The sequence below is a fragment of the Streptomyces sp. NPDC048734 genome (genome assembly GCF_043198675.1).
Classification (GTDB): Bacteria; Actinomycetota; Actinomycetes; order Streptomycetales; family Streptomycetaceae; genus Streptomyces.
The window spans coordinates 915,287-940,334 of sequence record NZ_JBICUZ010000001.1 but is presented as its reverse complement, the minus strand read 5'-3'; the positions used below and the strand labels follow the sequence as shown (position 1 = coordinate 940,334).

General features: G+C 73.4%; 20 protein-coding genes. 9 read left to right on the top strand and 11 right to left on the bottom strand.

What is annotated here, in order from left to right:
- Nucleotides 1–66 precede the first annotated feature (66 nt).
- Nucleotides 67–1,941 (top strand): hypothetical protein, encoded by a 1,875-nt coding sequence (locus ACGFQC_RS04120; protein WP_363087159.1) that lies wholly within the window; start codon nucleotides 67–69, stop codon nucleotides 1,939–1,941.
- A 126-nt stretch (nucleotides 1,942–2,067) separates the two neighbouring features.
- Here ACGFQC_RS04120 and ACGFQC_RS04115 read toward each other — a convergent pair whose 3' ends face one another.
- Complete coding sequence (locus tag ACGFQC_RS04115; RefSeq protein WP_030794551.1) at nucleotides 2,068–2,424, bottom strand: iron-sulfur cluster assembly accessory protein; 357 nt, start codon at nucleotides 2,422–2,424, stop codon at nucleotides 2,068–2,070.
- 278 nt (nucleotides 2,425–2,702) lie between these two features.
- Between ACGFQC_RS04115 and nadA the strand changes: the two genes are divergently transcribed.
- Nucleotides 2,703–3,887 carry a quinolinate synthase NadA gene (gene nadA, locus ACGFQC_RS04110; protein ID WP_363087158.1) on the top strand — a complete coding sequence of 395 codons (1,185 nt, stop codon included), beginning with the start codon at nucleotides 2,703–2,705 and terminating at the stop codon, nucleotides 3,885–3,887.
- A 45-nt stretch (nucleotides 3,888–3,932) separates the two neighbouring features.
- On the opposite strand, the gene ACGFQC_RS04105 is transcribed toward nadA, so the two are convergent.
- The 6 genes from ACGFQC_RS04105 to ACGFQC_RS04080 all read right to left on the bottom strand — a co-directional run bounded on the left by ACGFQC_RS04105 (nucleotide 3,933) and on the right by ACGFQC_RS04080 (nucleotide 12,737).
- Nucleotides 3,933–6,182 carry a PQQ-binding-like beta-propeller repeat protein gene (locus ACGFQC_RS04105; protein WP_363087157.1) on the bottom strand — a complete coding sequence of 750 codons (2,250 nt, stop codon included), beginning with the start codon at nucleotides 6,180–6,182 and terminating at the stop codon, nucleotides 3,933–3,935.
- Nucleotides 6,183–6,281: 99 nt separating this feature from the next.
- Nucleotides 6,282–9,389, bottom strand: a complete 3,108-nt coding sequence (locus ACGFQC_RS04100) for an efflux RND transporter permease subunit (RefSeq protein WP_363087156.1) — start codon at nucleotides 9,387–9,389, stop codon at nucleotides 6,282–6,284.
- A gap of 180 nt (nucleotides 9,390–9,569) precedes the next feature.
- Nucleotides 9,570–10,253 carry a response regulator transcription factor gene (locus ACGFQC_RS04095; protein ID WP_363087155.1) on the bottom strand — a complete coding sequence of 228 codons (684 nt, stop codon included), beginning with the start codon at nucleotides 10,251–10,253 and terminating at the stop codon, nucleotides 9,570–9,572.
- A complete protein-coding gene (locus tag ACGFQC_RS04090; protein ID WP_363087154.1) occupies nucleotides 10,250–11,488 on the bottom strand; it encodes a histidine kinase in 1,239 nt (412 codons plus the stop codon). The genes ACGFQC_RS04095 and ACGFQC_RS04090 overlap by 4 nt, the downstream gene beginning before the upstream one ends.
- Before the next feature lie 159 nt (nucleotides 11,489–11,647).
- A complete protein-coding gene (locus ACGFQC_RS04085; protein ID WP_363087153.1) occupies nucleotides 11,648–11,926 on the bottom strand; it encodes a hypothetical protein in 279 nt (92 codons plus the stop codon).
- 34 nt (nucleotides 11,927–11,960) lie between these two features.
- Entirely contained in the window at nucleotides 11,961–12,737 is a 777-nt protein-coding gene (locus tag ACGFQC_RS04080) for a PspA/IM30 family protein (RefSeq protein WP_363087369.1), read from the bottom strand.
- 289 nt (nucleotides 12,738–13,026) lie between these two features.
- Between ACGFQC_RS04080 and ACGFQC_RS04075 the strand changes: the two genes are divergently transcribed.
- Nucleotides 13,027–13,653, top strand: a complete 627-nt coding sequence (locus tag ACGFQC_RS04075) for a DUF3043 domain-containing protein (protein WP_363087152.1) — start codon at nucleotides 13,027–13,029, stop codon at nucleotides 13,651–13,653.
- 83 nt (nucleotides 13,654–13,736) lie between these two features.
- Nucleotides 13,737–14,438, top strand: a complete 702-nt coding sequence (locus ACGFQC_RS04070) for a methyltransferase domain-containing protein (RefSeq protein ID WP_363087151.1) — start codon at nucleotides 13,737–13,739, stop codon at nucleotides 14,436–14,438.
- A gap of 258 nt (nucleotides 14,439–14,696) precedes the next feature.
- Here ACGFQC_RS04070 and ACGFQC_RS04065 read toward each other — a convergent pair whose 3' ends face one another.
- Nucleotides 14,697–14,909 carry a hypothetical protein gene (locus ACGFQC_RS04065; RefSeq protein WP_363087150.1) on the bottom strand — a complete coding sequence of 71 codons (213 nt, stop codon included), beginning with the start codon at nucleotides 14,907–14,909 and terminating at the stop codon, nucleotides 14,697–14,699.
- A 114-nt stretch (nucleotides 14,910–15,023) separates the two neighbouring features.
- Here ACGFQC_RS04065 and ACGFQC_RS04060 point away from each other — a divergent pair, with 114 nt between their 5' ends.
- Nucleotides 15,024–16,244: a bifunctional adenosylcobinamide kinase/adenosylcobinamide-phosphate guanylyltransferase gene (locus ACGFQC_RS04060; RefSeq protein WP_363087149.1), complete on the top strand. Its 1,221-nt coding sequence runs from the start codon at nucleotides 15,024–15,026 to the stop codon at nucleotides 16,242–16,244.
- Nucleotides 16,245–16,676: 432 nt separating this feature from the next.
- On the opposite strand, the gene ACGFQC_RS04055 is transcribed toward ACGFQC_RS04060, so the two are convergent.
- Complete coding sequence (locus tag ACGFQC_RS04055; RefSeq protein ID WP_363087148.1) at nucleotides 16,677–17,633, bottom strand: class I SAM-dependent methyltransferase; 957 nt, start codon at nucleotides 17,631–17,633, stop codon at nucleotides 16,677–16,679.
- Nucleotides 17,634–17,782: 149 nt separating this feature from the next.
- Between ACGFQC_RS04055 and cobT the strand changes: the two genes are divergently transcribed.
- Nucleotides 17,783–18,904 carry a nicotinate-nucleotide--dimethylbenzimidazole phosphoribosyltransferase gene (cobT, locus tag ACGFQC_RS04050; protein WP_363087147.1) on the top strand — a complete coding sequence of 374 codons (1,122 nt, stop codon included), beginning with the start codon at nucleotides 17,783–17,785 and terminating at the stop codon, nucleotides 18,902–18,904.
- A gap of 65 nt (nucleotides 18,905–18,969) precedes the next feature.
- On the opposite strand, the gene ACGFQC_RS04045 is transcribed toward cobT, so the two are convergent.
- A complete protein-coding gene (locus tag ACGFQC_RS04045; RefSeq protein WP_363087146.1) occupies nucleotides 18,970–19,734 on the bottom strand; it encodes a hypothetical protein in 765 nt (254 codons plus the stop codon).
- A 61-nt stretch (nucleotides 19,735–19,795) separates the two neighbouring features.
- Between ACGFQC_RS04045 and ACGFQC_RS04040 the strand changes: the two genes are divergently transcribed.
- Complete coding sequence (locus tag ACGFQC_RS04040; RefSeq protein WP_363087145.1) at nucleotides 19,796–20,602, top strand: adenosylcobinamide-GDP ribazoletransferase; 807 nt, start codon at nucleotides 19,796–19,798, stop codon at nucleotides 20,600–20,602.
- Nucleotides 20,603–20,633: 31 nt separating this feature from the next.
- Here the strand turns inward: ACGFQC_RS04040 and ACGFQC_RS04035 are convergent, their stop codons facing one another.
- Nucleotides 20,634–21,419: an endo alpha-1,4 polygalactosaminidase gene (locus ACGFQC_RS04035; protein WP_363087368.1), complete on the bottom strand. Its 786-nt coding sequence runs from the start codon at nucleotides 21,417–21,419 to the stop codon at nucleotides 20,634–20,636.
- Nucleotides 21,420–21,774: 355 nt separating this feature from the next.
- Here ACGFQC_RS04035 and ACGFQC_RS04030 point away from each other — a divergent pair, with 355 nt between their 5' ends.
- Both ACGFQC_RS04030 and lpdA read left to right on the top strand, forming a co-directional pair.
- The gene (locus tag ACGFQC_RS04030) at nucleotides 21,775–23,301 is read left to right on the top strand and encodes a leucyl aminopeptidase (RefSeq protein ID WP_363087144.1); all 1,527 of its coding nucleotides are present in this window, start codon (nucleotides 21,775–21,777) and stop codon (nucleotides 23,299–23,301) included.
- 290 nt (nucleotides 23,302–23,591) lie between these two features.
- Complete coding sequence (gene lpdA, locus ACGFQC_RS04025) at nucleotides 23,592–24,980, top strand: dihydrolipoyl dehydrogenase (RefSeq protein ID WP_363087143.1); 1,389 nt, start codon at nucleotides 23,592–23,594, stop codon at nucleotides 24,978–24,980.
- Nucleotides 24,981–25,048 lie beyond the last annotated feature (68 nt).

Sequence of the window (25,048 nt, the reverse complement as noted above, 5' to 3'; positions counted from 1 at the left end):
TCCCATCGCTGTCCCCCGTCAAGGGGGTGTGAGGTACGACAGCGGCGCAGCCGAAGGAGCGATGCGGTGAACACCGAGCGACCCGACAACGACGACGCCGCACGCGGGCCGGAGGACGGACGCACCCCGCAGGACCGGGGTACGCCGGAGGAGGCGCGTGCGCAGGAGACCACGGTCGAGGAGACCGGGGAGACCGGGGAGGGCGGGAAGACAGGGGAACGCGGGGAGACCGGAGGGGCCGGGGAGCGCGGGGAGACCGGAAAAGCCGAAGCCGGGTCCGGAGCCGGGGCGAGGGCGCCTCGGTCCGGCGGGGAGGTGCCCGCCGATGCCCCCGGCCCGGACCCCGAAGCGGGGATTCCCGGCACGGCCGGTGCGGCCGGCGCGGAGGAGCCGGCGGTCGGCCCGGTGGCCGGCGACGGCTCTCCCGCAGCCCCGGCGCCGCACCCGGGTCCCGACCCGCGGGACGAGGCCGAGGGCGGCGTCGTCGGCCGCTCCCTCGCCGGCGAGCGGCACGGCGCCTCCGAAGGCGGCCGCCGGCGCTCCGTCGCCCTCGTCGCCTCCGTCGCCGCCGCCGTGCTGCTCGTCGGCGGGGGCGGGGCCTATCTCGCCTCCCGTGCGGGAGACGGCACAAGCAGCAGTGGCCGGACGCCCGCGGCGGACGGCACTCCGCCGGTGCTCGTGCTGGACGACCACGCCCCGGCGCCGGCCCAGGGGAGCCCGCAGGGCATCGCGCCCGGGGAGCCGAACCCGTACGGGGTGACCTACCGGGCCGACGGCACCCTCCCGGCGGGACCCGGCTCGGCGTCCGTGTACTGGGCGAAGGGCGAGGTCGCGCAGGCCGAGGTGGCCCGGCTGGCGGGCGCGCTGGGGGTCGAGGGCACTGTGGTGGCCGAGGGCCGGACGTGGCGGGTCGGTTCCGGGAAGGACGGGTCCGGCCCGGTCCTCCGGGTGGAGAAGGGGGCGCCGGGCCCGTGGACGTTCAGCCGGTACTCCCCCGGCACCGACGCCTGCAAGAACGGCTCCGACGTCTGTGCGCCGGAGGCCACGGCCTCGTCCGCGGACCCGGTGGGCGAGGCGGCCGCGAAGAAGGCGGCGGCGCCGGTCCTGAGGGCGGTCGGGCAGGGCGACGCCACGCTCGACGCGAGCCAGGTCGTGGGCGCGCGGCGGGTCGTGAACGCCGACCCCGGGATCGACGGCCTGCCGACCTACGGCTGGACGACCGGCGTCACCGTGAGCGCCCAGGGCGAGATCGTCGCCGGCAGCGGCCAGGTGAAGGCACCGGTCGAGGGGGCGACGTACCCCGTGCTGGGGGCGCGGGAGACGCTGGACCGGATGAACGCGGCGCCGGGGACCGATCCCCGTGCGGGCATCGGCGGCTGCGCCACGCCCGTGCCGGCGGAGGAGGGGCCGAAGAGCCCGTGCGGGACGTCGGCCGGCGCGTCCCCGAAGGAGACGCTCACGGTCGAGGAGGCGGTGTTCGGGCTCGCCCCGCACGCCTCGGGCGGCCGTCAGGTGCTGGTGCCCTCCTGGCTGTTCTCGGTGCGCGGGACCGGGGCGGGGGACGCCTACACGGTGACGCATCCGGCGGTCGAGCCGGAGTTCCTGAGCGCGCCCCCGGCCGCCACGCCGTCCGCGGCACCGACCTCGGGCACCGAGACCCGTGACGTGAAGGTCGACGGCTACACGGCCGAGGGCGACGAACTGGTCGTCGGCTTCACGGGCGGGGTGTGTTCCGACTACCGGGCGACGGCGGTGGAGAGCGGGGGCCGGGTGAAGGTGACCGTGACCGAGACGCCGTGGCCGGACACCGTCTGCATCAAGATCGCCAAGTTCTTCCACCGGACCGTGCGGCTCGACGAGCCGCTGGGCGACCGGACGGTCGTCGGCTCGGACGGCGAGCAGGTCCCCCTGGAGAAGCCGGGGGCGCGACTGCCCCGCTGAAACGTGTCCGGCGGTTCCCGCCGGGCGCGCGACGCGAATCGTCGGACGCGCCCTGGACGCCGGACACGCGGAAGGCGGCGGTCCCCCGGAGGGGACCGCCGCCTTCCGCGTCGGGCACGGGACGTCCTAGCTGAAGGAGTCGCCGCAGGCGCAGGAACCCGTCGCGTTCGGGTTGTCGATCGTGAAGCCCTGCTTCTCGATGGTGTCCACGAAGTCGATGGACGCGCCGCCCAGGTAGGGGGCGCTCATGCGGTCGGTGACGACCTTGACGCCGTCGAAGTCCTTGACCACGTCGCCGTCGAGGGAACGCTCGTCGAAGAAGAGCTGGTAGCGCAGGCCGGAGCAGCCGCCGGGCTGGACGGCGACACGCAGGGCCAGGTCGTCACGGCCTTCCTGGTCGAGCAGGGCCTTGACCTTCGCCGCGGCGGCGTCGGACAGGATGATGCCGTCGGTGACGGTGCTGGTCTCGTCCGATACGGACATCTACATCTCTCCCGGGTTGTACGGAGACTGCTTGCCGACGGTTTCAACCGGCGGGGCCGCGGATTCATTCCACGGGCCGGGCGAGTTGTCTTCCGCCCGTTCTTTCATGCTCGCACACGCGCGCAGCGGCGAACAGCGCCCCTCGGCGCCCGCGGACGAGCCCGCGCCGGGGCGCGCGGGATTCATGTCACATCGACGCAATGACCATCGTCAAAGTGACGTGAAGCGGGTTATGATAGATAACGTCAGATCGACGAAAAGTAGAAAGGGTGCGTGTCGTGACCACCGCCCAGACCACGGAGCTCGACGTACAGCCGACTCCGCTCGCCCTGTTGCTGCTCGGCCGCGAGGCCGACCCGAAGAGTGAGCGGGGCGTCGAGTGCCCCGGCGACCTGCCCTCCCCGTCCGACCCGGACCTGGTGGAGCGGGCCCGCGCCGCCAAGGAGAAGCTCGGTGACAAGGTCTTCGTCCTCGGGCACCACTACCAGCGCGACGAGGTCATCCAGTTCGCCGACGTCACGGGCGACTCCTTCAAGCTGGCACGGGACGCGGCCGCCCGCCCGGAGGCCGAGTACATCGTGTTCTGCGGTGTGCACTTCATGGCCGAGTCCGCGGACATCCTGACGTCCGACGACCAGAAGGTGGTCCTGCCCGACCTGGCGGCCGGCTGCTCGATGGCCGACATGGCGACGGCCGAGCAGGTCGCCGAGTGCTGGGACGTGCTGACCGAGGCCGGCATAGCCGAGCAGGTCGTGCCCGTCTCGTACATGAACTCCTCCGCGGACATCAAGGCGTTCACCGGCAGGCACGGCGGCACGATCTGCACCTCGTCCAACGCCAGGAAGGCCCTGGAGTGGGCCTTCGCGCAGGGCGAGAAGGTGCTGTTCCTGCCGGACCAGCACCTGGGCCGCAACACCGCCGTCCGCGACATGGGCATGTCCCTGGAGGACTGCGTCGTCTACAACCCGCACAAGCCGAACGGCGGGCTCACCGCCGAGCAGCTGCGCGACGCGAAGATGATCCTGTGGCGGGGCCACTGCTCGGTGCACGGCCGCTTCAGCCTGGAGTCGGTGGAGGACGTACGCGCCCGCATCCCCGGGGTGAACGTGCTCGTCCACCCCGAGTGCCGGCACGAGGTCGTGGCGGCGGCGGACCACGTCGGCTCGACCGAGTACATCATCAAGGCCCTGGAGGCCGCGCCCGCCGGCTCCAAGTGGGCCATCGGCACGGAGCTGAACCTGGTCCGCCGGCTGGCGAACCGTTTCGCGCCCGAGGGCAAGGAGATCGTCTTCCTCGACAGGACGGTCTGCTTCTGCTCGACCATGAACCGCATCGACCTGCCGCACCTGGTCTGGACCCTGGAGTCCCTGGCCGAGGGCACGCTGGTCAACCGCATCGAGGTCGACAAGGAGACCGAGGCGTTCGCGAAGCTGGCGCTGGAGCGGATGCTGGCGCTGCCGTAGGCAGGCCGCGGGCAGGCCGTACGGGACCGGCGTCGGAGTGGAGCCTCACTCCGACGCCGGTCTCCGTTGCGGGTGGGCCGGGTCGAGGGTGAAGAGCGTGCCGTCGGGTGTGGACACCACCAGGGCACCCTCGTCGAGGAACATCTCCGACCGGCCGAAGCCGCCGTCGATCCGCCCGGCGCGCGGTGCGGACTCCCACAGCAGGGTGCCGTCGCCGACGTCGAGGGCCGCGACGCGTCCGCTCGCGCTGGCCGTGTAGACGGTGTCCCCCCGGCCGTCGGCCATCGGGGAACCGGGCTGCTCCAGGGTGGTGGCGGTCTGCCACAGCCGCTCGCCGGTCTCGGGCGACAGGGCCGTCACCCGGCCGCCCGAGGAGGCGACGCAGAGCACGCCGTGCGCCAGGGCCACCCGGCCCCGGGGCTCGCCCGCCAGCTCGACCGACCGCCTGGATCCGGTCTCCGGATCGATCGTCACCACGCGGGTGTACGAGGGTTCCTCGGAGGTCACGCCGCCGCGTTCGCCGTACTCCACCAGGATCGGCCGGCCGCCGAGGGTGCCGAGGTGGACGCCGTCGAACGCGAACGAGGTCACCTTCCGCGTGGCGCCGTCCGCCGGGTCGACGGCGAGCAGGACGCTCTCGCTGCCCGGACCGCCGTCCTCGTCGTAGTCGGTGCACACCGCGTACGGGCGGCTCCCGCCCTCGTGGAACACGCAGGGGTGTCCGGCCGGGAAGGCCGCCGTCCAGCGTTCGGCGCCGTCGCCCGGCGAGAGGGCGGTCACCCGGGCCCCGCCGGCCGGGACCAGGAGCAGATCGCCGACGAGAGTGGGCTCGGAGTTCCCGGTGCCGACCGTATGGGACCACAGCCACCGGCCGCTGTCCGCGTCGAGGCCGACGACGTCGGTTCTCTCGTCGTCACTCGCGGCGTTCCTGACCGTCTGCGAGACCAGCAGCACACCGTCGCGCTCCCCGAGGACCGTGCTTCCGTAGCGGTCCCCGCCCCTCCCGGAAGGGACGGAGTCGGCTCGCCAGAGCGTCTTTCCGGTCCGTGCGTCCACCCGGACCGGGAGCGTGCCGTCGCCCCCGCAGTAGAGAGATGCCCCGCTCATCGCGCAGGACAGCGATCCGCCCCACCCCACTCCTCCCGCGACGTCCGGCGCCCGTACGACACCGGCGGCGGCGGGCTCGTGCACCGTCGTCCGCCAGGGCCGCCAGCCCTCCGGGAGGGTCCCCCACCTGGATTGCGCGGGTCCCGCCGCGCCGCCCCCCTCCGTCGTCCCCTCGCCCTTCAGCGGGCCGCGGACGAGATAGGCGGTGAGCGCGACCACGAGGAGGCAGACAGTGCCGACGACGGCCGGCACCGTGCCCAGGCGCGGACGACGTCCGGCCGACGCGGGGTCCACGGACGCCGGGTCCGCGGAGGTGGGGGTCCGCACCTCTTCGGAGGCGGGCCGCCGCAGGGTCACCGTCGTGCTGTCGTCCGGTCCCGTCCCGGGCAGGACGCGCGCGAACTCCCCCGCCAGCTCGGCCAGTCCGGGCCGGTCGGCGGCGGCCTTGAGGAGGCAGCGGGCCAGGACCTCGCGCAGCGGCTGCGGCACCGCGTCCAGCGCCGGTTCCCCGTTCATCACCCGGTACGCCGTCAGATAGGGGCTGTCGGCGTCGAAGGGGCCGCGTCCGGTCGCGGCATAGGTCAGGAGCGCGCCCAGGGCGAAGACGTCCGAGGACGGGCCCACCGAGCGGGCGTCCGTCAGCTGTTCGGGGGACATGAAGGGCGGTGTGCCGATCATGCGGCCGGTCTCGGTCAGGGTCTGGTTCTCCACCGCGCGGGAGATGCCGAAGTCGATGACGCGGGGGCCGTCCTCGGCCATCAGGACGTTGGCGGGCTTGAGGTCGCGGTGGACGACCCCGACCCGGTGGATCTCCCGCAGCGCCTCCACCAGCCCCAGGGCGAGGCGGCGCAGTTCCTCGCCCCGCAGCGGACCGTCCGCGCGGATCCGGTCGGCGAGCGAGGGCGCGGGCACGTACTGGGTGGCCATCCACGGCCGGGCCGCCTCGGGGTCCGCGTCGACCACCGGCGCGGTGAAGGCGCCGCTCACCCGGCGGACCGCCTCGATCTCCTGGCGGAAGCGGGTGCGGAAGACGGGATCCCCGGCGTACTGGGCGTGCACCACCTTGACGGCCACCTCCCGCCCGGAGCGGGAGGTGGCCCGGTAGACGACGCCCATTCCGCCGGCGCCGAGGCGGTCGACGATCCGGTGTCCGCCGAGCGACCTCGGGTCGTCCTTGTTCAGAGGCACTGCCCCGATCCCCTTCCCCCGCCGAGCAGTTCGAGCTCACAGGATAGGAAAGCCCGGCGGGGGAAGGGACATCGGTGCCGCTGACGGCTCAGCGGGGTGTCACACGCCGGCCGGTTCCGGCTTCCTCTCCGGTTCGGCGTCGCGCTCCTTCTTCGCGGCCCGCTTCGCCGCCCGGCGCTCCTTGCGCAGTTCGACCATCGCGTAGAGGGTCGGGACCAGCAGCAGGGTGAGCAGCGTCGAGGTGATCAGACCGCCGATCACGACCACCGCCAGCGGCTGCGCGATGAAGCCGCCCTCACCGGTGACGCCCAGGGCCATCGGCAGCAGGGCGAAGATGGTCGCCAGCGCCGTCATGAGGATGGGCCGCAGCCGGTGGCGGCCGCCCTCGATCACGGCCTCGACCACGCCGTACCCCTGTCCGCGGTACTGGTTGATCAGGTCGATCAGCACGATGGCGTTGGTCACCACGATGCCGATCAGCATCAGCATGCCGATCATGGCCGGGACGCCCATCGGGGTGCCGGTGGCGATCAGCAGGCCGATCGCGCCGGTCGCCGCGAACGGGATGGAGACCAGCAGGATCAGCGGCTGGATCAGCGACCGGAAGGTCGCCACCAGCAGCATGAAGACGATCGCGATCGCCGCGAGCATCGCCAGGGCGAGGTTCTTGAACGCGTCGTCCTGGTCCTGGGAGACACCGCCGATCTCGGCCGTGGCGCCCGCCGGCAGCTTCAGCGCGTCCAGCTTCGACGTCAGGTCCGCGCTCACCGCTCCCGTGTTGTCGCCGGTCGGCCGCGCGGTGACGGTGGCCGCGCGCTGACCGTCGATGCGGGTCATGGCGACGGGGCCGTCGACGAGCCGCACGGTCGCGATGTCGCCGAGCTTCACCGGGCCCAGGGGCAGGGCCTTGAGCTGTGCCAGCGTGGTGGCCGGCCGGGCGGAGGTGATGACGACGTCGCGCTCGGTGTCGTCCAGGGTCGCCTTCGCCGCCGTCGTCCCGCGGACCGCCTGCGTGACCGCCGCGCCCAGCGTCTGCTCGTCGAACCCGGCCGCCGCGGCCTTGGCGTTCGCCTCGACCGAGATGCGCGGCACGCTCTGCGAGAGGTCGCTGGTGACGTCCGTGACGTCGTCCAGGCCGGCCACCGCGGCGCGGACCTGCTCGGCCGCCGTGCGCAGCACCTCGCCGTCGGCCGCCTTCACCACCACGCTCAGGTCCTGGCTGCCGAAGCCGTCACCGGCGGCGACCGTGGTGCTGCCGATGCCGGACAGCTTCTTCAGGCCGTCCTCGATGTGGTCCTGGACGTCCTCGAAGGACGCCGAGTCCTCCAGCATCACCTGGTACGAGGCCTGGTTGGTGTCGGTGCCGCCGCCGAAGGCCGCCATGAACCCGGAGGAACCGACGGTGACCTGGTAGTCCTTCACCCCGTCGGTGTCGGCGAGGAGTTGCTCGATCTTCTTGGCCTGGGCGTCGGTCGCCGCCAGGCTGGTGCCCGGCTCCAGCTCCTGCTTGACCGTCAGGACCTGCTGCTCGCCCTGGTCGAAGAAGTTGGTCTTCAGCAGCGGCGCCATGCCGAAGGTGCCGATCAGGACGACGACCGCGATCGCCACGCTCGTCAGACGGCGCCGGGTCGCGAACCGCAGGACGGGGACGTAGAAGCGCTGGAGGCGGCTGTTCGCCTCCTTCTCCTCGGCCGCGCGGCGGGCTTCCTCGGCGTCCTCGGGGGTGCCCTTCGGGGGCCGCAGGAACCAGTACGACAGGACCGGGACGACCGTCAGCGACACCAGCAGGGAGGCCAGCAGGGCCGCCGTGACGGTGAGGCTGAACGCGCCGAACAGGGCGCCGACCATACCGCCGACCAGGCCGATCGGCAGGAACACGGCGACCGTGGTCAGGGTGGAGGAGGTGACCGCGCCGGCCACCTCGCGGACCGCGGTGAGGATCGCGGTCTGGCGTTCCTCGCCGTAGCCGAGGTGGCGCTTGATGTTCTCCAGGACCACGATCGAGTCGTCGACGACCCGGCCGATGGCGATGGTCAGCGCGCCCAGGGTCAGCATGTTGAGCGACAGGTCACGGGTCCACAGCACGATCAGGGCGAGGACCACGGACAGCGGGATGGACACCGCCGTCACCAGCGTCGAGCGGATCGACGCCAGGAAGACCAGGATGACCAGGACCGCGAAGAGCAGGCCGAGCGCGCCCTCCGTGGTCAGGCCCTCGATGGACTTCGACACCGCCGGCCCCTGGTCGCTGACGACCGTGATCGACGCGCCGGCGCCGAGGTCCTCGCGCAGACCGGGCAGCTTGTCCCGGACCGCGTCGGAGATGGCGACCGCGCTGCCGTCGTGGTCCATGGTGACGGCCACGGCGAGGCTGGGCTTGCCGTCGGTGCGGGTGATGGAGGCGGCCGGGGCCTCCTGCTGCTTCACCGCGGCGACGTCGGCGAGACGGACCGGCTTGCCGCCCGGCTGCGCGGGGATCACCAGGTCCTGGATCTGCCGCAGGGAGGTGTAGCCGCCGCCGACCTGGACGGTGCGGTTGCCGCCGGCCTCGTCGAAGGAGCCCGCGGCGACGGTGACACCGCCGGCCTGGAGGGCCTGGGCGAGGGACTGGGTGGTCAGCCCGGCCTTGGCCAGCTTCGCGTCGGCCGGGGTGACGGTGACCCGGAGGTCGCGCACACCGTCGACGGTGACCTGACCGACACCGTCGATGTCCTTCAGCGCGGGCACGACCGTCGTGTCCAGGCGGTCGGCGAGGGCCTGCTGGTCCCCGGACGAGGCGACGGCGAGGACCACGGTCGGGATGTCGTCCGTGGAACCGGCGACGACCTGCGGGTCCACCGAGTCCGGGAGCTGGACGCGGGCCCGGTTGACGGCCTGCTGGACGTCGGCGACGAGCTGCTTGGTGTCGTTGCCGTAGTCGAAGGAGGCCAGGATGACCGCGTTGCCCTCGCTGGCCGTGGAGGTGACGCCGGTGATGCCGTCGACCCCTTCGAGGTTGTCCTCGATGGGCTGGATCACCTGCTTCTCGACGACGTCGGGGGAGGCGCCCTGGTACGGCGCGAGCACCGACACCACCGGCAGTTCGATGGTGGGCAGGAGCTGTTGTTTGAGCTGCGGGATCGCGATCGCCCCGAACACGATCGCGATGATGGACACGAGGCCTATCAGGGCCCGTTGCGCGAGGCTGAACTTCGACAGCCAGGACATGGGTTACAGGTCTCTCTTCTGAAAGCGGCAGAAGCGGCATGGCAGGACGGAAAGGGATGACGCGAGCACACATGAGCGCCCTCCCCTACACCCTGAGCCATGGAGAGAGCCCGATCCGTAGGCCCCAGGTCGGTTTCCTTACGCGGCGCATACTCCGGGTGCAGTACGGCCGGGTGGAGATCAGTCCACCCTTGGGCGGACCAGCCCGGACTCGTACGCGATCACCACGAGCTGGGCCCGGTCGCGGGCGCCCAGCTTGGCCATGGCCCTGTTGACGTGGGTCTTCACGGTCAGCGGGCTGACCTCCAGGCGCTCGGCGATCTCGTCGTTGGAGTGGCCGCCGGCGACCTGGACGAGGACCTCGCGCTCCCGGCCGGTGAGTGCCGACAGCCGCCGCGCCCGGTCCGGGTCACCGCCGTCGTCCCCCGCGTCGCCCTGGGCGAGGAAGCGGGCGATCAGCCCCTTGGTCGCGGTCGGCGAGAGCAGGGCGTCCCCGCCGGCGGCGATCCGGATGGCGTTGAGCAGTTCCTCCGGCTCGCTGCCCTTGCCGAGGAAGCCGGAGGCACCCGCGCGCAGTGACCGCACCACGTAGTCGTCGACCTCGAAGGTCGTCAGGATCACCACCCGGACGTGCGCGAGGGAGGGGTCGGCGCTGATCAGACGGGTGGCGGCGAGGCCGTCGGTGCCGGGCATGCGGATGTCCATCAGGACGACGTCGGCACGCTCCTCCTTGGCGAGCCGGACCGCCTGCGCCCCGTCGGACGCCTCACCGACCACCTCCATGTCGGGCTCGGAGTCGACGAGCACCCGGAACGCGCTGCGCAGCAGCGCCTGGTCGTCGGCGAGCAGGACACGGATGGTCATGCGGAGTCCTCGGGGGCGCTGGAGCGGGTCTTGACGGGCAGGATCGCATGGACGCGGTAGCCGCCTCCGTAGCGGGGACCGGTGGTGAGGGCGCCGCGCAGGGCGGTGACGCGCTCGCGCATCCCGAGCAGGCCGTGCCCGCCGCCGTCCTCGGAAGCCGGTACGTCCTCGGAGGCCGGTACGTCCCCGGCACCGTCGTCGAGGACGGTGACCTCGATGTGGGGGCCGACGCGGACGACGCTGACCTCGGCCCTGGCCCGCGGACCCGCGTGTTTGCGCACGTTGGTGAGGGCCTCCTGGATGACGCGGTAGGCGGCCAGGTCGACGGCGGCGGGGAGTTCGGTGCCCTGGTCGGCGCGGGCCACCTCGACCTGGAGGCCCGCGTTGCGGAAGGTGCCGGCCAGTTCGTCGAGCCGGTAGAGGCCGGGAGCCGGCTCGGTGGGCGCCTCCGGGTCGCCGGACTGGCGCAGCAGGCCGACCGTGGCGCGGAGTTCGTTGAGCGCGGAGCGGCTGGCCTCGCGGACGTGCGCGAGGGCTTCCTTGGCCTGGTCGGGGCGTTTGTCCATGACGTGGGCGGCGACCCCGGCCTGCACGTTGACCAGGGCGATGTGGTGGGCGACCACGTCGTGCAGGTCGCGGGCGATGCGCAGGCGTTCCTCGGCGACCCGGCGGCGGGCCTCCTCCTCGCGGGTGCGTTCGGCCCGTTCGGCCCGCTCCCGGATGGCGCGCACGACGGCCCGGCGGCTGCGGACGGCGTCCCCGGCGGTGGCGCCGATGCCGGTCCAGGCGAGGATCGCCACGTTCTCCTGGGCGTACCAGGGCAGCGGTCCGGCGAGCATGGCGGCGCCGGTGAGGACGGTCATGGTGAGCAGGCCGACCCGCCAGGTGGTGGGACGGTCGGTGGTGGAGGCGACGGTGTAGAGGGCGATGACGGCGGACATCGCGACGGGGGCGCGGGGGTCGCCGGTGACGCTCTCGATCACGGAGCAGGTGCCGGTGACCGCGAGGACCGGCAGGGGCGCGATGCGGCGGAGGACGAGGGCGGCGCCGCTGAGGGTGATCAGCAGCAGGCTGAGCGGGTCAGGACTGCGCAGGCTCCAGCTGACCCCCCGATCGCCGTGCGGGTCGATGAAGGAACCGGCCAGCATGCACAGCAGTACGGCGGCGGCGAGGGCGGAGTCCAGGGCGAGGGGGTGGGCCTTCAGCCGGCGCCGGGCTCGGGCGAGGGGGGTCAAGGGAGGTCACTTTCCGTACCGTCACTTTCGTGGCCGTCGCCGGGGCTGCCGCCCCCGGAACCGGCGGTCGGCCCGGGCGGCCTCGTCCCCAGCCGTCCGACGGGCCCGACACGCGGGCCGCCACCCGGGGAGCGGCCCGCCGTCATCCGGGGCCCGGCCTCACCTGGGGATCAGCCCGCCGCCGCTCAGCATCTCCCGGACCTCCTCCAGGCTCGCGTCCGGGGCCGGGAGGATCAGTTCCGACGGTTCCAGGGCGTCGTCGGGAAGGGGCTCGCCGAGGCGGCGGACGGCGTCCAGGAGGGCACCGAGGGTGCGGCGGAAGCCGTCGTCGTCGCCGCTCTCCATCTCGGCCAGCAGTTCCTCGTCCAGCTTGTTCAGCTCGGCGAAGTGGGAGTCGGCCAGCGTCCACTGGCCCTCCCCCATGATCCGGACGATCATGTCGGCCTCCTCGGCTCCGGCCCCGGCCCCGAAGCTACTGCTTGTCGAAGCGCGGGGTGTCCTGCGGCTGCTGCCGGCTCTGCGCCGAATCGGCGCCGCCTTCGATGGCCTGCTGCCCGGACGAGGGGCCACCGGCCAGCTCCGCCTTCATGCGCTGGAGCTCCAGCTCCACATCCGTACCACCGGAGAGCCGGTCCAGCTCGGCCTGGAGGTCGTCCTTGGCGATGCCGGTGGGGTCGTCGAGGGCGCCGGAGGCGAGGAGTTCGTCGAGGGCGCCGGCCCGGGCCTGGAGCTGGGCCGTCTTGTCCTCGGCGCGCTGGATCGCCAGCCCGACGTCACCCATCTCCTCGGAGATGCCGGAGAAGGCCTCCCCGATCCGGGTCTGCGCCTGCGCCGCCGTGTAGGTGGCCTTGATGGTCTCCTTCTTGGTGCGGAAGGCGTCCACCTTGGCCTGGAGGCGCTGGGCCGCCAGGGTGAGCTTCTCCTCCTCGCCCTGGAGCGTCGAGTGCTGCGTCTCCAGGTCGGTGACCTGCTGCTGGAGGGCGGCACGGCGGGAGAGCGCCTCGCGGGCCAGGTCCTCGCGGCCCAGCGCGAGCGCCTTGCGGCCCTGGTCCTCCAGCTTGGAGGACTGCGACTGCAACTGGTTCAGCTGGAGTTCCAGTCGCTTGCGCGAGGTGGCCACGTCCGCGACACCGCGGCGGACCTTCTGGAGGAGCTCCAGTTGCTTCTGGTACGAGTAGTCGAGGGTTTCGCGCGGGTCCTCGGCCCGGTCAAGGGCCTTGTTCGCCTTCGCGCGGAAGATCATCCCCATACGCTTCATGACACCGCTCATGGGCTTCGCGCGCCCCCTTCTGACGTCCAGCTCCAGCTCTGCGACAGAACCCACAGTACGGGCCCTGCTTCCATTGACGCACTGTTCGAGGACAGATGCGCTCATCCCCAAGGACGACTGACCAAGGCCTTGCTCCGGCGTAAGGAGTAGGTGACCTTCAGGGTGACCGCCGCGCCACCGCTCGTCCCCTCTCCACCGGTTCGTCCCGGGTCCGTCCTCATTTCAGACGACTGGTGTTGCCGGATCGTTCCCCGCCCGGCTGGGGTCCATGCCCGGGGAGCGCTTACCCTTGGGTTTTGTGTTCCGTAGCCGTGCCAAGGAAGAGAAGGCCCCGGTAGCCGACAAGGCGCCGGCCGACTCCAAGCAGACCCGCGACCCGCAGGCCCCGAAGGGCAGGCCCACGCCCAAGCGCAGTGAGGCCCAGTCCCAGCGCCGCAGCGTCGCCAACACCTCGTTGTCGCGCAAGGACGCCGCCAAGCGTCAGCGCGAGGAGCGCCGAGCCCAGCTGGAGCGCCAGCGCCAGGCGCTGGCGGGCGGTGACGAGCGGTTCCTGCCGGCCCGCGACAAGGGTCCGGTGCGCAAGTTCGCGCGCGACACCATCGACTCGCGGTTCAACGTGGCGGAGTTCTTCCTCCCGATGGCCGTGGTCATCCTGGTGCTGAGCATGGTCCGGGTGGGCTCGCTCCAGACGATCGCGCTGCTGCTGTGGCTCGTGGTGATCGTGCTGATCGTGCTGGACTCGCTCGTGACCGGGTTCCGTCTGAAGAAGCGGCTCGCCGAGCGCTTCCCCGACCAGAACCGGCGGGGCGCGGTGGCCTACGCGCTCATGCGCTCCCTCCAGATGCGTCGGCTCCGGCTGCCCAAGCCGCAGGTCAAGCGCGGAGAGCGGCCCTGAGCACCGGTTCTTTCTCCGGGAGCGCGGCGAAGGCCTGGCTGAACAGGCTCGGCGGACTGCGTGATGTCGTACGGCAGGAGCTGGTGGCCCGGCAGCTCGACGAACAGATAGCCGGGCGGTATCCGGTCGGGCAGCGGTTGCGCGTGCTCGACGTGGGGATGGGCCAGGGCACGCAGGCGCTGCGGCTGGCCCGGCTCGGCCACCAGGTGACCGGCCTCGAACAGGACGCGACGATGATCGCCGCGGCCCGCGAGGCCCTGGGCGGGGAGCCCGAGGGCATCCGGGAGCGGATGCGGATCATGGAGGGCGACGGCCGGGACACCGGTGCGCACTTCCCGCCCGGCAGCTTCGACGTGGTGCTCTGCCACGGCGTGCTCATGTACGTCCAGGAGCCGGATCCCCTGCTCGCGGGCCTCGCACGCGTGCTGGCCCCCGGCGGGCTGCTGTCCCTCCTGGTCCGCAACGCCGACGCGCTGGCCATGCGGCCCGGGCTGGCCGGGGACTGGGCGGGCGCCCTGGATGCCTTCGACACCACGGCGTACCGCAACCGATTGGGTCTGGACGTCCGCGCGGACCGCCGGGAGACCCTGACCGCGACTCTCGCGGGCATCGGGGCGCCGCTGCACGCCTGGTACGGCGTACGGATCTTCACGGACACGGCGGCGGACGGCGCGGACGTCCCCGAGGACCTGGAGCCGCTGCTGGCGGCGGAGGAGCGGGCGGGCCGGACGGACCCGTACCGCGGCGTGGCGGCACTGCTGCACCTGTGCGGGGTGCGGGGCTGAGAGGCTCCACCGAGGACCGGTCGGGTGCCGGGGCCCGGCCGTCCGGCGGCCTGCGGGACCTCGCCGCGGGAGACGCCGGTCCGGGTGCGGCCCGGCGGGCGGGACGCGGCCCCGCGGGCGGAGGCCGGCCGCTCTCACCCGCGACGGGGGCGGCTGCGTGACGCCGGGCGAGCGGCGACGGGGACGGTCGGGGCGGGATGAGCGGGGTGGCCGTCGGCCGGCCACCCCGGGCCGGTGCCTGTCCTACGACCGCCTGTCCTACGACTCGTCGGCGTGCAGGTTCATCGGGCCGTAGATCTCCGTGGCGTCCTCGAACAGCCGGACCTGGTCCGCGCCGCCTTCGAGCAGGGCCTTCCACTGTTCCCCGAGCCAGGACTCGGCGTCCCCCTGCGTGGTGAACTCCTCCGGCTGCACCGCGGGCTGGACCTCCGTCCCGTCGGCCTTCTCGAACCGCCACGTCCATGCCGCCATGTACGCCTCCAACGTGTGAGCACATGCAGAGCAGAAGCCGGATCATGGTCCGGCTCCTGGCACGCAGCCTAGCCGGATGCGCAAGACCTGATCGGACGCGCGAAAATCAGGTCCGTGGAAGTGACTCTGCTCGGTACCGGTGCCCCCGCGGGACTCCCCCGCCCCGACTGTTCCTGTGCCGTCTGCGCGACCTCCCTCGGGACGGACGCCCGGGCGGCGACCGCGGTGCTCGTGGACGGGGCGCTGCTGCTCGACCTCACACCGGGCGCGGCCTTCGCCGCCGCGCGCTCCGGGCACTCCCTGGGCGGCGTACGGCAGGTGCTGCTCTCGCACCCGCACGACGGGCCCGCGGTCGAGGTGCCGGCCGGGCTGCCGCAACCCGTCCGGGTGCCGGACGGCCGTGAGTTGACGCAGCTGACGGGGCATCGGGTGCGGGCGGTGGCGATGGACGCGCCCGGTACGGGGTACGCCGTCACCGGCCCGGACGGGCAGCGGCTGCTGTACCTGCCGCCGGGCGGCGCGCCGGCCGGGCTGGAGGAGGGCGGGGAGCCGGCCGAGCGGTACGACATGGTCCTCGCCGACGTGGTGGGGCGGCCGGACGCGCTGGCGAAGCTGCGGTCGGTGGGCGCGGTCGGGCCCACGACGGACGTCGTCGCCGTCCATCTGGACCACGACGTGCCCCCGGGGCCGGAGTCGCGGCGCCGGCTGGCCGCGGCGGGGGCGCGCGCGGTACCGGACGGATCGACGCTGACGGTGGGGGTGTACGAGGAGGTGCCGGACGTGCCGCGGCGGACCCTGGTGCTGGGCGGCGCGCGGTCGGGGAAGTCGGTGGAGGCCGAACGGCGGCTGGAGTCCTTCCCCGACGTGCTGTACGTCGCGACCGGCGGGTCGCGGGGCGGGGACGGCGAGTGGGCGGCCCGGGTCGCCACGCACCGGGAGCGGCGGCCGGGGTCGTGGCGGACGGTCGAGACGTGCGACCTGGTGCCGCTGCTCGCACAGGACGGGGCGCCGCCCCTGTTGATCGACTGTCTGTCGCTGTGGCTGACCGACGCGATGGACTCCGTCGACGCCTGGGACGACGCGGTGTGGGCGGACGGTGGCGAGCGCGAACTGCGCTCCCGGGTGGCGGAGTTGGCGGAAGCGGTGCGGGGGGCCCGGCGGCCGGTGGTGCTGGTGTCGAACGAGGTGGGGTCCGGGATCGTGCCGGCCACGGCGTCGGGACGGCGCTACCGGGACGAGCTGGGACGGCTGAACGCGGCGGTCGCGGGCGAGTGCGAGGAGGTGCTGCTGGTGGTGGCGGGGCAGGTACTGGTGCTACGGGGCCTACAGGGCTGACGCGCCGGCGCGCTTGCGGGTGCGGTGGGCCGATACCGGGTGGCGGACGCCGGGGTGGCGGACGCCGGACGCCGGGGTGGCGGGTGGCGGGTGGCGGGTGGCGCACGGTGGGCGGTGGGCGGTGGACGCCGGGTGGGCGGCACGGCACGGCCCGGATCCGCGGGGCGGCCCCTCCGTTCCCGGACGGCTCGGGCGGGGCGCCGCCCCCCGCGCCCCGGGCGGCACGCCTGCCCGCGGGTGGCGGCGGGCGGTCGCCGCCCGAGGGGGGCGGCTCCTCCGGACCGCGCGATCGGCCCGCCCCGTCGGGACGTGGGCCCCCCGCGCGGGCGCGACCGGGCGCAGGGCGAGGCCCGGACACGAGAGCCGGGGCCGGGGCACCGCCGGGGCCGGGGCCGGGGCACCGCCGGGGCCGGGGCACCGCCGGGGCCGGGGTCAGTTCTTGCGGGCGATCACCCGGTACGTGTTGGAGAAGCGGGTGTGGCGGAGCAGGGGGGCCAGCGCGTGGTCCAGGGCGCCCGCCGCGGCGACCAACGGGGTGGCGGCTCGCAGGAGGGCCGTACGGGGGGCCGGGGCCGAGCGGGACAGGGACATGGCGAGGGCCGCCGCGAGGTCGTGGGGGACGTGGGCGCCGCCGCGGTCGGCCGTGACGACGGTGCAGCCCCGCGACTCGAGTTCGGCGCGGAGGTTGGGCAGCGGGATGAGGTGGAGGTGGCGCGGCTGCCCGTGCGCCACCCACCACTTGCCGAGCAGCGCCGCGAACGCGCTGCGCGGTTCGGGCAGTTCGAGGAGCAGGTGTCCGCCGGGCCGCAGCGCGACGAGCGCGGCACGCAGTTCCGCGCGGGGGTCCAGGGTGTGCTCCACATGGCCGAGCATGCTGACGACGTCGTAGCGGGCGCGCAACCGCGCACTGGTGGCGAGGTGGGTGAGCTGCCCCTGGTGGGCCTCCTCCACACGGCCGGTCTCCCGGGCCCGGACGACCCGCGGGGTGGGGTCGAGCCCGTCGAAGGAGGTGTAGGTGAAGACCTCCTTCGCCGCCTCGGGGAACAGCGCGTCACCCGTGCCCACGTCCAGCCAGCTCTCCGGCTCGGGGAAGGGCAGCATCGCACGGGCGGTGGCCACCAGCCGGCGCCGCCGCGTGCGGGTGGCGAGGACGCGTGCGGCGGAGCCGCCGGGCGGGGCCCCTGCCGGGGGGCGCTGGTAGAGGGCGAGCCCTTCCGCGGTCAGTCGCGGGTTCTGGAAGGTGTGGGCGCAGTCCCGGCATTCGTCGACGGCGAAGGTGCCGGGCCGGTGATGGAGCAGGTCGGGCGCGCGCAGGCGGGTGCGCAGGCGTTTCGAGCCGCACCAGGGGCAGTTGTCGCGGCGCGGCTCGTGGATGGGCCTGGGGGGCATGAGCGGCTCCGTGGAGGGGCGTCGAGGGATGCGTCAATTCGCAGCAAAACGGAACGTATGGGATGTCGATCCCGGGTGCAAAGACGTCATGGGGGTGGGGTGCCGATGTGGCGCCGGACCGTTCGATCGGTGCCGGTACTGTTCGGCGAATGAGCTCGCTGAATCTCGACGACTTCACCGATCTGATCGAGCGCCCCGACGGCGGGGTGCGCCGCGACGCGGAGGCCCGCCGGGAACGCCTGGCCGTGCCGCCCGGATCGCTGGGCCGCCTCGACGACCTGGGTGAGTGGCTGGCGGCGGCGCAGGGTTCGGTGCCCGTACGGCCGGTCGTACGGCCGCGGGTGGTGCTGTTCGCCGGCGATCACGGGATCGCCGAACTGGGCGTCTCGGCACGTCCGGCGGGCAGCGCGGCGGAGCTGGTGCGCCAGGTGCGGGAGGGCGGCCGGCCGGTGTCGGTGCTCGCCCGGCGGCTCGACGTCCCCGTGCGCGTCGTGGACATGGCGTTGGACTGCCCGCCGGAGATGTTCCCCGAGGACGTCGTACGGCACCGGGTGCGGCGCGGCAGCGGCCGTATCGACGTCGAGGACGCGCTGACCGCGGAGGAGGCCGAGGCGGCCTTCCTCGCCGGGGTCGCGGTGGCCGACGAGGAGGCCGACTCCGGGACGGACCTGGTCGTGCTCGGCGATGTCAGCGTGGGCGGGACGACGGCGGCGGGCGTCCTGGTGGCCGCGCTGTGCGGGACCGACGCGTCCGTGGTGACCGGACGGGGCGGCCTGGCGATCGACGACCTGGCGTGGATGCGCAAGTGCGCGGCGATCCGGGACGCGTTGCGGCGGGCGCGGCCGGTGCTCGGGGACCAGGTGCGGCTGCTGGCGACCGTGGGCGGCGCGGACCTCGCCGCGATGACGGGCTTCCTGCTCCAGAGCGCCGTGCGCAAGATGCCGGTGGTGCTGGACGGCGTCGTGGCGGCGGCGTGCGCGCTCGTCGGGCAGCGGATCGCGTTCCGGGCTCCGGACTGGTGGCTGGCCGGGCAGCGCAGCGGGGAGCCGGGGCAGGCGAAGGCACTGGACCGGATGGCGCTGGAGCCGCTGCTGGACCAGGGCGTGACGGTGGGCGAGGGCGCGGGGGCACTGCTGGCGCTGCCGCTGGTGCAGGCGGCCGCCGCCCTGGCCGCCGAGCTGCCGGAGAAGCCCGAAGCCCCCCGGGAGTCCGGGCAGTCTGCCGGGAAGGTGTCCGCCGAGAAGTCCGCCGAGGCGCTCGGCACGGAGTAGCCACCGGGGCCCGCGGCCGTCACGGCGACGCGTCAGCGGGACCCGGCCGCCGTCACGGCGGCGTGTCAGCGGTGCTCGGCGGCCCGGCTCAGCTCGGCGTCGGTCTTGCCGCCCAGCCAGTCGCCGACCACCCGGCGCGGGCCCGCCCAGCGGCGGTCGTGGTGGTAGGCCCGCAGGACCGCCTTGGCGCGGGCGCGGGGGCGCCTGCGGTAGAAGCGGCGGGCCCACGGCGAGTCGGGGCGGGCCACCCGGACGAGGCCGAACAGGGCGACGAACGGGACGATCACGCTGAAGACCGCCAGCTTCACCTTGCCCTTGCTCAGCACGGCGAGGGCGATCAGGAAGTTGACGGCCACGGTCGAGAGCACGGTGCCCCGGTCCTGGAGTTCCTCCTCGCTGAGGTCGTTGACGCCGAACGGGGCGAAGCCGACCAGCACCAGGCCGACGAGGGCCGCCGTCAGGACGACGGCCTCCACGCTCTTGCGGCCGGCCTCCGTCCAGTACACGTCGTCGAGGTGCAGGACCAGCGCGAACTCGTCCAGGACCAGGCCCGCGCCGATGCCGAAGAGGGCCGCGCAGGCGTACGAGCCGAAGCCGTGCCGGCCGCTGGCCACCGCGCCGAAGCCGCCGACGACGGTGAGGACCACGCCGGGGACCACGTGGTGGATGTGCACCCCGCCCGCGCTGATGTTGCCGAACGGGCCCTTGCCCGCGCGGATCAGACGGGTGACGACCCGGGTGATCAGGAAGGTCAGGACGAAGGAGGCCAGGGCGACGAGCAGCGGGAGCTTGCCCGGCTCGACGATGTTGCGCTGCAGCCAATCTCCCATGGGGGCATTTTCGTCCCGGGCTCCCCGCGGTGCCCGTCCGACCGCCGGGTAACCTGCGCCGGTGTCCACGACCCCGCCCACCCCGCCCTCCCCGCCCACCGGCCTCGACGGTCTCCGCTTCGCCTTCGGCACCCTCACCGTCCTCCCCGTCCGGGTGACCCGCTGGGACCGCGGGGCCGCGCGCGGGGGCATGCTCGCGGCCCCGCTGGCCGGGCTGGTCGTCGGCGGCTGCGCGGCCGGACTCGGGCTACTGCTCCTGCTCCTCGGCGCGGGTCCGCTGCTCGCCGCCGTCGCCTCCGCCGCCGTACCCGCCGCCCTCACCCGCGGCCTGCACCTCGACGGGCTGGCGGACACCGCGGACGGGCTGGGCAGCGGCAGGCCCCCGGACGACGCGCTGCGGATCATGAAACAGTCGGACATCGGGCCCTTCGGCGTGCTCACCCTCGTCCTCGTGCTGCTCGCCCAGGTGGCCGCGCTGGCCCAGCTCTACGGCTCCTCCTGGACCCGGGGCGCCCTGGCGGCCGTCGCCTCCGCGGTCGCCGCCCGGCTGGCGCTCACCCTCGCCGCCCGCGACGGCGTGCCCGCCGCCCGGCCGGAGGGGCTCGGCGCGGCGGTCGCCGGGGTGGTCCCGGTGCGCGGCGCGCTGGCCGCGGCGGCGGGCTGCCTCGCGGCCGCGGCGGCCGGGGGCGCCCTCCTCGGCCCGTTCGACGCCGTCCGCACGCCCGTCGCGGTCGTCGTCGCCGTCGCCGCCGCCGAACTGCTCCTGCGCCACTGCACGCGCCGCTTCGGCGGGGTCACCGGCGACGTCTTCGGCGGCCTGGCGGAGACGGCGGCCACGACGGCACTGGTGGTCCTCTGCCTCGGCTAGGGACTTCCACCGATGGCGAAGGCGGCTCCGCCTAACAGGCCTCGCGCCACGCCGTGAGTTCGTACTCCTTCCGCAGGGAACTCAGCTCCAGGCGGCGGGACTCGGCGCAGAAGCGGCTCGTGGGGAGCTCGTACTCGACGTGGAAGACGGCCTTGCCCGCCTCGACGAACGGGGTCGTCCTCGCGCACTCGCCGTACTGGGCGCACTGTTCGTTGACCGCGAAGTCGAAGTCGTCGAGAAGTTCGGGGATCTGGTCGAGGTCGTTCTTCAGGCCGACGGACAGGCCCCGGTCGTGGGCGAGCCGGGCGATCAGCCGGTTGTAGCGGAGCTGGTCGGCGGCCGTCAGCGGGAAACCGGTCTCGTTGCGGTAGCCGTCCATGTTGTCCGGTTCCACCGCGTCGAAGCCCTTGTCCCGGCACATGTCGAGCCGGGCCGCCATCAGCGGTTCGAGGATGTCGGTACGGCGGATGTCCAGCCAGCGCTCCCCCTCCCAGCCGTTGCCCTCGCCCAGGACCGCCCGCGGGAACCTCCCCGCGTCCGGACGCCAGTCCTCCCACGCGCCGGTGGACAGGTAGCAGATGACCTTGCGGCCGTCCTCGTGCAGTCCGGCGACGGCCGCCGCGCTCTGGTCGAAGCCGTCGATGTCGTACACCGGCACGTCGACGGAGGTGTCCAGACGCCCCCTCAGCTGCCACTGCCAGCCGATGCCGGGGGGCGGCCGCCAGCGGTCCCCCCGCGCCGGCTCCTCGTCCGGCGCGGACGCGCAGCCCGCGAGCAGCGACAGCAGGACGGGCAGCAGGACGGGCAGCAGGACCATGCGTCTCACGGACGGGCTCCAGGGTGGGCGACGGCGGCTGCCGCCATGATCTCCCGCCGCCGCCCGGCGCGGGACGCCGCCCTCCCCCGTACCCGAGAGGTGTGGCCCCGTCCGCCGGATGCGAGGATCGGTCAGTGGCCACGACGCCACCGACAGGTGAACAGTGCCGTGCACGGGCGAACGCCCACGCACGCGTACGCTCGTCGCGGGGTCGCCGCGCCGGTACGCCGCGCCGGTGGGGCCGACCCCGGTAGCGACCGCTCCCCCAGCCCGGATCTAGGGTCGGCTGTCGGGCCCGGTCGACCCACTCATATCGGCCACAGCAACTCCACATCGGAAGCGAGAAATCACCACCGTGACTGCTCTCACTCTCAGCACCGCCGCGGCGCCCGGCCTGCGGGCCGACGCGATCGTGATCGGTGTCGCCAAGGGCGCCAACGGCCCCGTCGTCACAGCGGGCGCCGAGGCCGTGGACAAGGCCTACGACGGCCGGCTCGCCGGCGTCCTGGAAACCCTCGGTGCCGCCGGCGCCGAGGGCGAGGTGACGAAGCTGCCGGCCCCGGCCGGCTTCAAGACGCCTCTCGTGCTGGCGGTGGGGCTGGGCGCGGAGCCCGAGAAGGACGCCCCCTACGACGCCGAGGCGCTGCGCCGCGCCGCCGGCGTGGCCGCCCGCACCCTCGCCGGTTCCAAGAAGGCCGCCTTCGCCCTGCCCCTGGCGGACGCCGCCGACCTCGGCGCGGTCGCCGAGGGTGTCGTCCTCGGCGCCTACTCCTTCGACGTCTACAAGGAGCAGGGCAAGGACGCCAAGGCGAAGAACGGCAAGGCCCCGCTCGCCGAGGCCGTCCTGCTCGGCGGCAAGCCGCGCGACGCCGCCCACAAGGCCGCCCTCGCCCGCGCCGGCGCCGTCGCCGAGGAGCTCAACCGCGCCCGGGACCTCATCAACACTCCGCCGAACGACCTGGACCCCCAGGCCTTCGCCGCCCTCGCCCAGACCGCGGCCAAGGAACACGGCATCAAGGTGCAGGTCCTCGACGAGAAGGCCCTCGCCAAGGGCGGCTACGGCGGCATCCTCGGCGTCGGCGCCGGTTCGGCCGCGGCCCCGCGCCTGGTGAAGCTGTCGTACACCTCTTCCAAGGCGAAGAAGCACCTCGCCTTCGTCGGCAAGGGCATCACCTACGACTCGGGCGGCATCTCGCTCAAGCCGGCCGGGCACAACGAGACGATGAAGTGCGACATGAGCGGTGCGGCGGCGGTCTTCGCCGCCGTGGTCGCCGTCGCGCGCCTCGGCCTGGACGTCAACGTCACCGGCTGGCTGGCGCTGGCCGAGAACATGCCCTCCGGCTCCGCCACCCGCCCGGGTGACGTGCTGCGCATGTTCAGCGGCAAGACGGTCGAGGTCCTCAACACCGACGCCGAGGGCCGGCTGGTCCTCGCCGACGCGCTGTGGGCCGCCTCCCAGGAGAAGCCGGACGCCATCGTGGACGTCGCGACCCTGACCGGCGCGATGATGCTGGCGCTGGGCAGCCGGACGTTCGGTGTCATGGCGAACGACGATGCGTTCCGCGCCGCGGTGCACGAGGCCGCCGAGGAGGTCGGCGAGCCGGCCTGGCCGATGCCGCTGCCCGACCACCTGCGCAAGGGCATGGACTCCCCCGTCGCCGACATCGCGAACATGGGCGAGCGCATGGGTGGCGGGCTCGTCGCGGGCCTGTTCCTGCGGGAGTTCGTCGGCGAGGGCATCACCTGGGCGCACCTCGACATCGCGGGACCTGCGTTCAACGAGGGCGGACCGTTCGGGTACACGCCCAAGGGCGGTACGGGCACGGCCGTGCGGACGCTGGTGCGGCTGGCGGAGCTGACCGCGCAGGGCGACCTCGGCTGACCGCCCGGGGTGCGGGGACTGTGCGCCTGATCACGTGGCGGACCGCGGTCACGCGGCCCGCCGGGATCGGCACGGCCCCGCACCCCGGTGAGGAGCGTCCGTTCCCGGACACAAGTGAGCGTGGGGTGTCTCACAGCCCGGCCCGGCGTCCCGTTCGCCTCCCGCAGGTGCGAAGATGGGGCTCGGCAGGACAGGGCCCCCACCACAGGGCCGAAGAAAGAGCGGCCGGACACCAGCCGCCGGCGGTCAGCGACGACCGGCGCACGGCGCACATGCATGGAGGACGTGACGTGGCGAACGACGCCAGCACCGTTTTCGACCTAGTGATCCTCGGCGGTGGTAGTGGCGGTTACGCCGCGGCCCTGCGCGGGGCCCAGCTGGGCCTGGACGTCGCCCTGATCGAGAAGGACAAGGTCGGCGGCACCTGCCTGCACCGGGGTTGCATCCCCACCAAGGCCCTGCTCCACGCGGGCGAGATCGCCGACCAGGCCCGCGAGAGCGAGCAGTTCGGCGTCAAGGCCACCTTCGAGGGCATCGACATCGCCGGGGTCCACAAGTACAAGGACGGTGTCATCTCCGGCCTGTACAAGGGCCTGCAGGGACTCGTCGCCTCCCGCAAGGTGACGTACATCGAGGGTGAGGGCCGCCTGTCCTCCCCGACCTCCGTCGACGTGAACGGCCAGCGGATCCAGGGCCGCCACGTGCTCCTGGCGACCGGCTCCGTGCCGAAGTCGCTGCCGGGCCTGGAGATCGACGGCGAGCGGATCATCTCGTCCGACCACGCGCTCGTCCTGGACCGCGTACCGAAGTCCGCGATCATCCTGGGCGGCGGCGTCATCGGCGTGGAGTTCGCCTCCGCGTGGAAGTCCTTCGGCACCGACGTCACCGTCGTCGAGGGCCTCAAGCACCTCGTCCCGGTCGAGGACGAGAACTCCTCCAAGCTCCTCGAGCGGGCGTTCCGCAAGCGCGGCATCAAGTTCAACCTGGGCACCTTCTTCCAGAAGGCCGAGTACACCCAGGACGGCGTCAAGGTCACCCTCGCCGACGGCAAGGAGTTCGAGGCCGAGATCCTGCTCGTCGCCATCGGCCGCGGCCCGGTCTCGCAGGGCCTCGGCTACGAGGAGCAGGGCATCGCGATGGACCGCGGCTACGTCCTGGTCGACGAGTACATGCGCACGAACGTCCCCACCGTCTCCGCCGTCGGCGACCTCGTCCCGACGCTCCAGCTCGCGCACGTCGGCTTCGCCGAGGGCATCCTGGTGGCGGAGCGTCTGGCCGGTCTGAAGACCGTCCCGATCGACTACGACGGCGTCCCGCGGGTGACGTACTGCCACCCCGAGGTCGCCTCCGTGGGCATCACCGAGGCCAAGGCCAAGGAGATCTACGGCGCGGACAAGGTCGTCGCTCTGAAGTACAACCTGGCGGGCAACGGCAAGAGCAAGATCCTCCAGACCGCGGGCGAGATCAAGCTCGTCCAGGTCAAGGACGGTGCCGTGGTTGGCGTCCACATGGTCGGCGACCGCATGGGCGAGCAGGTCGGCGAAGCCCAGCTGATCTACAACTGGGAGGCGCTGCCGGCCGAGGTCGCGCAGCTCATCCACGCCCACCCGACGCAGAACGAGGCGCTCGGCGAGGCCCACCTGGCCCTGGCCGGCAAGCCGCTCCACTCGCACGACTGACCCTCGGTCGACGAAGCGACTCCGCGACCACGCGACGACACAGACTTCCGCAATTCGTAAGGAGCAAC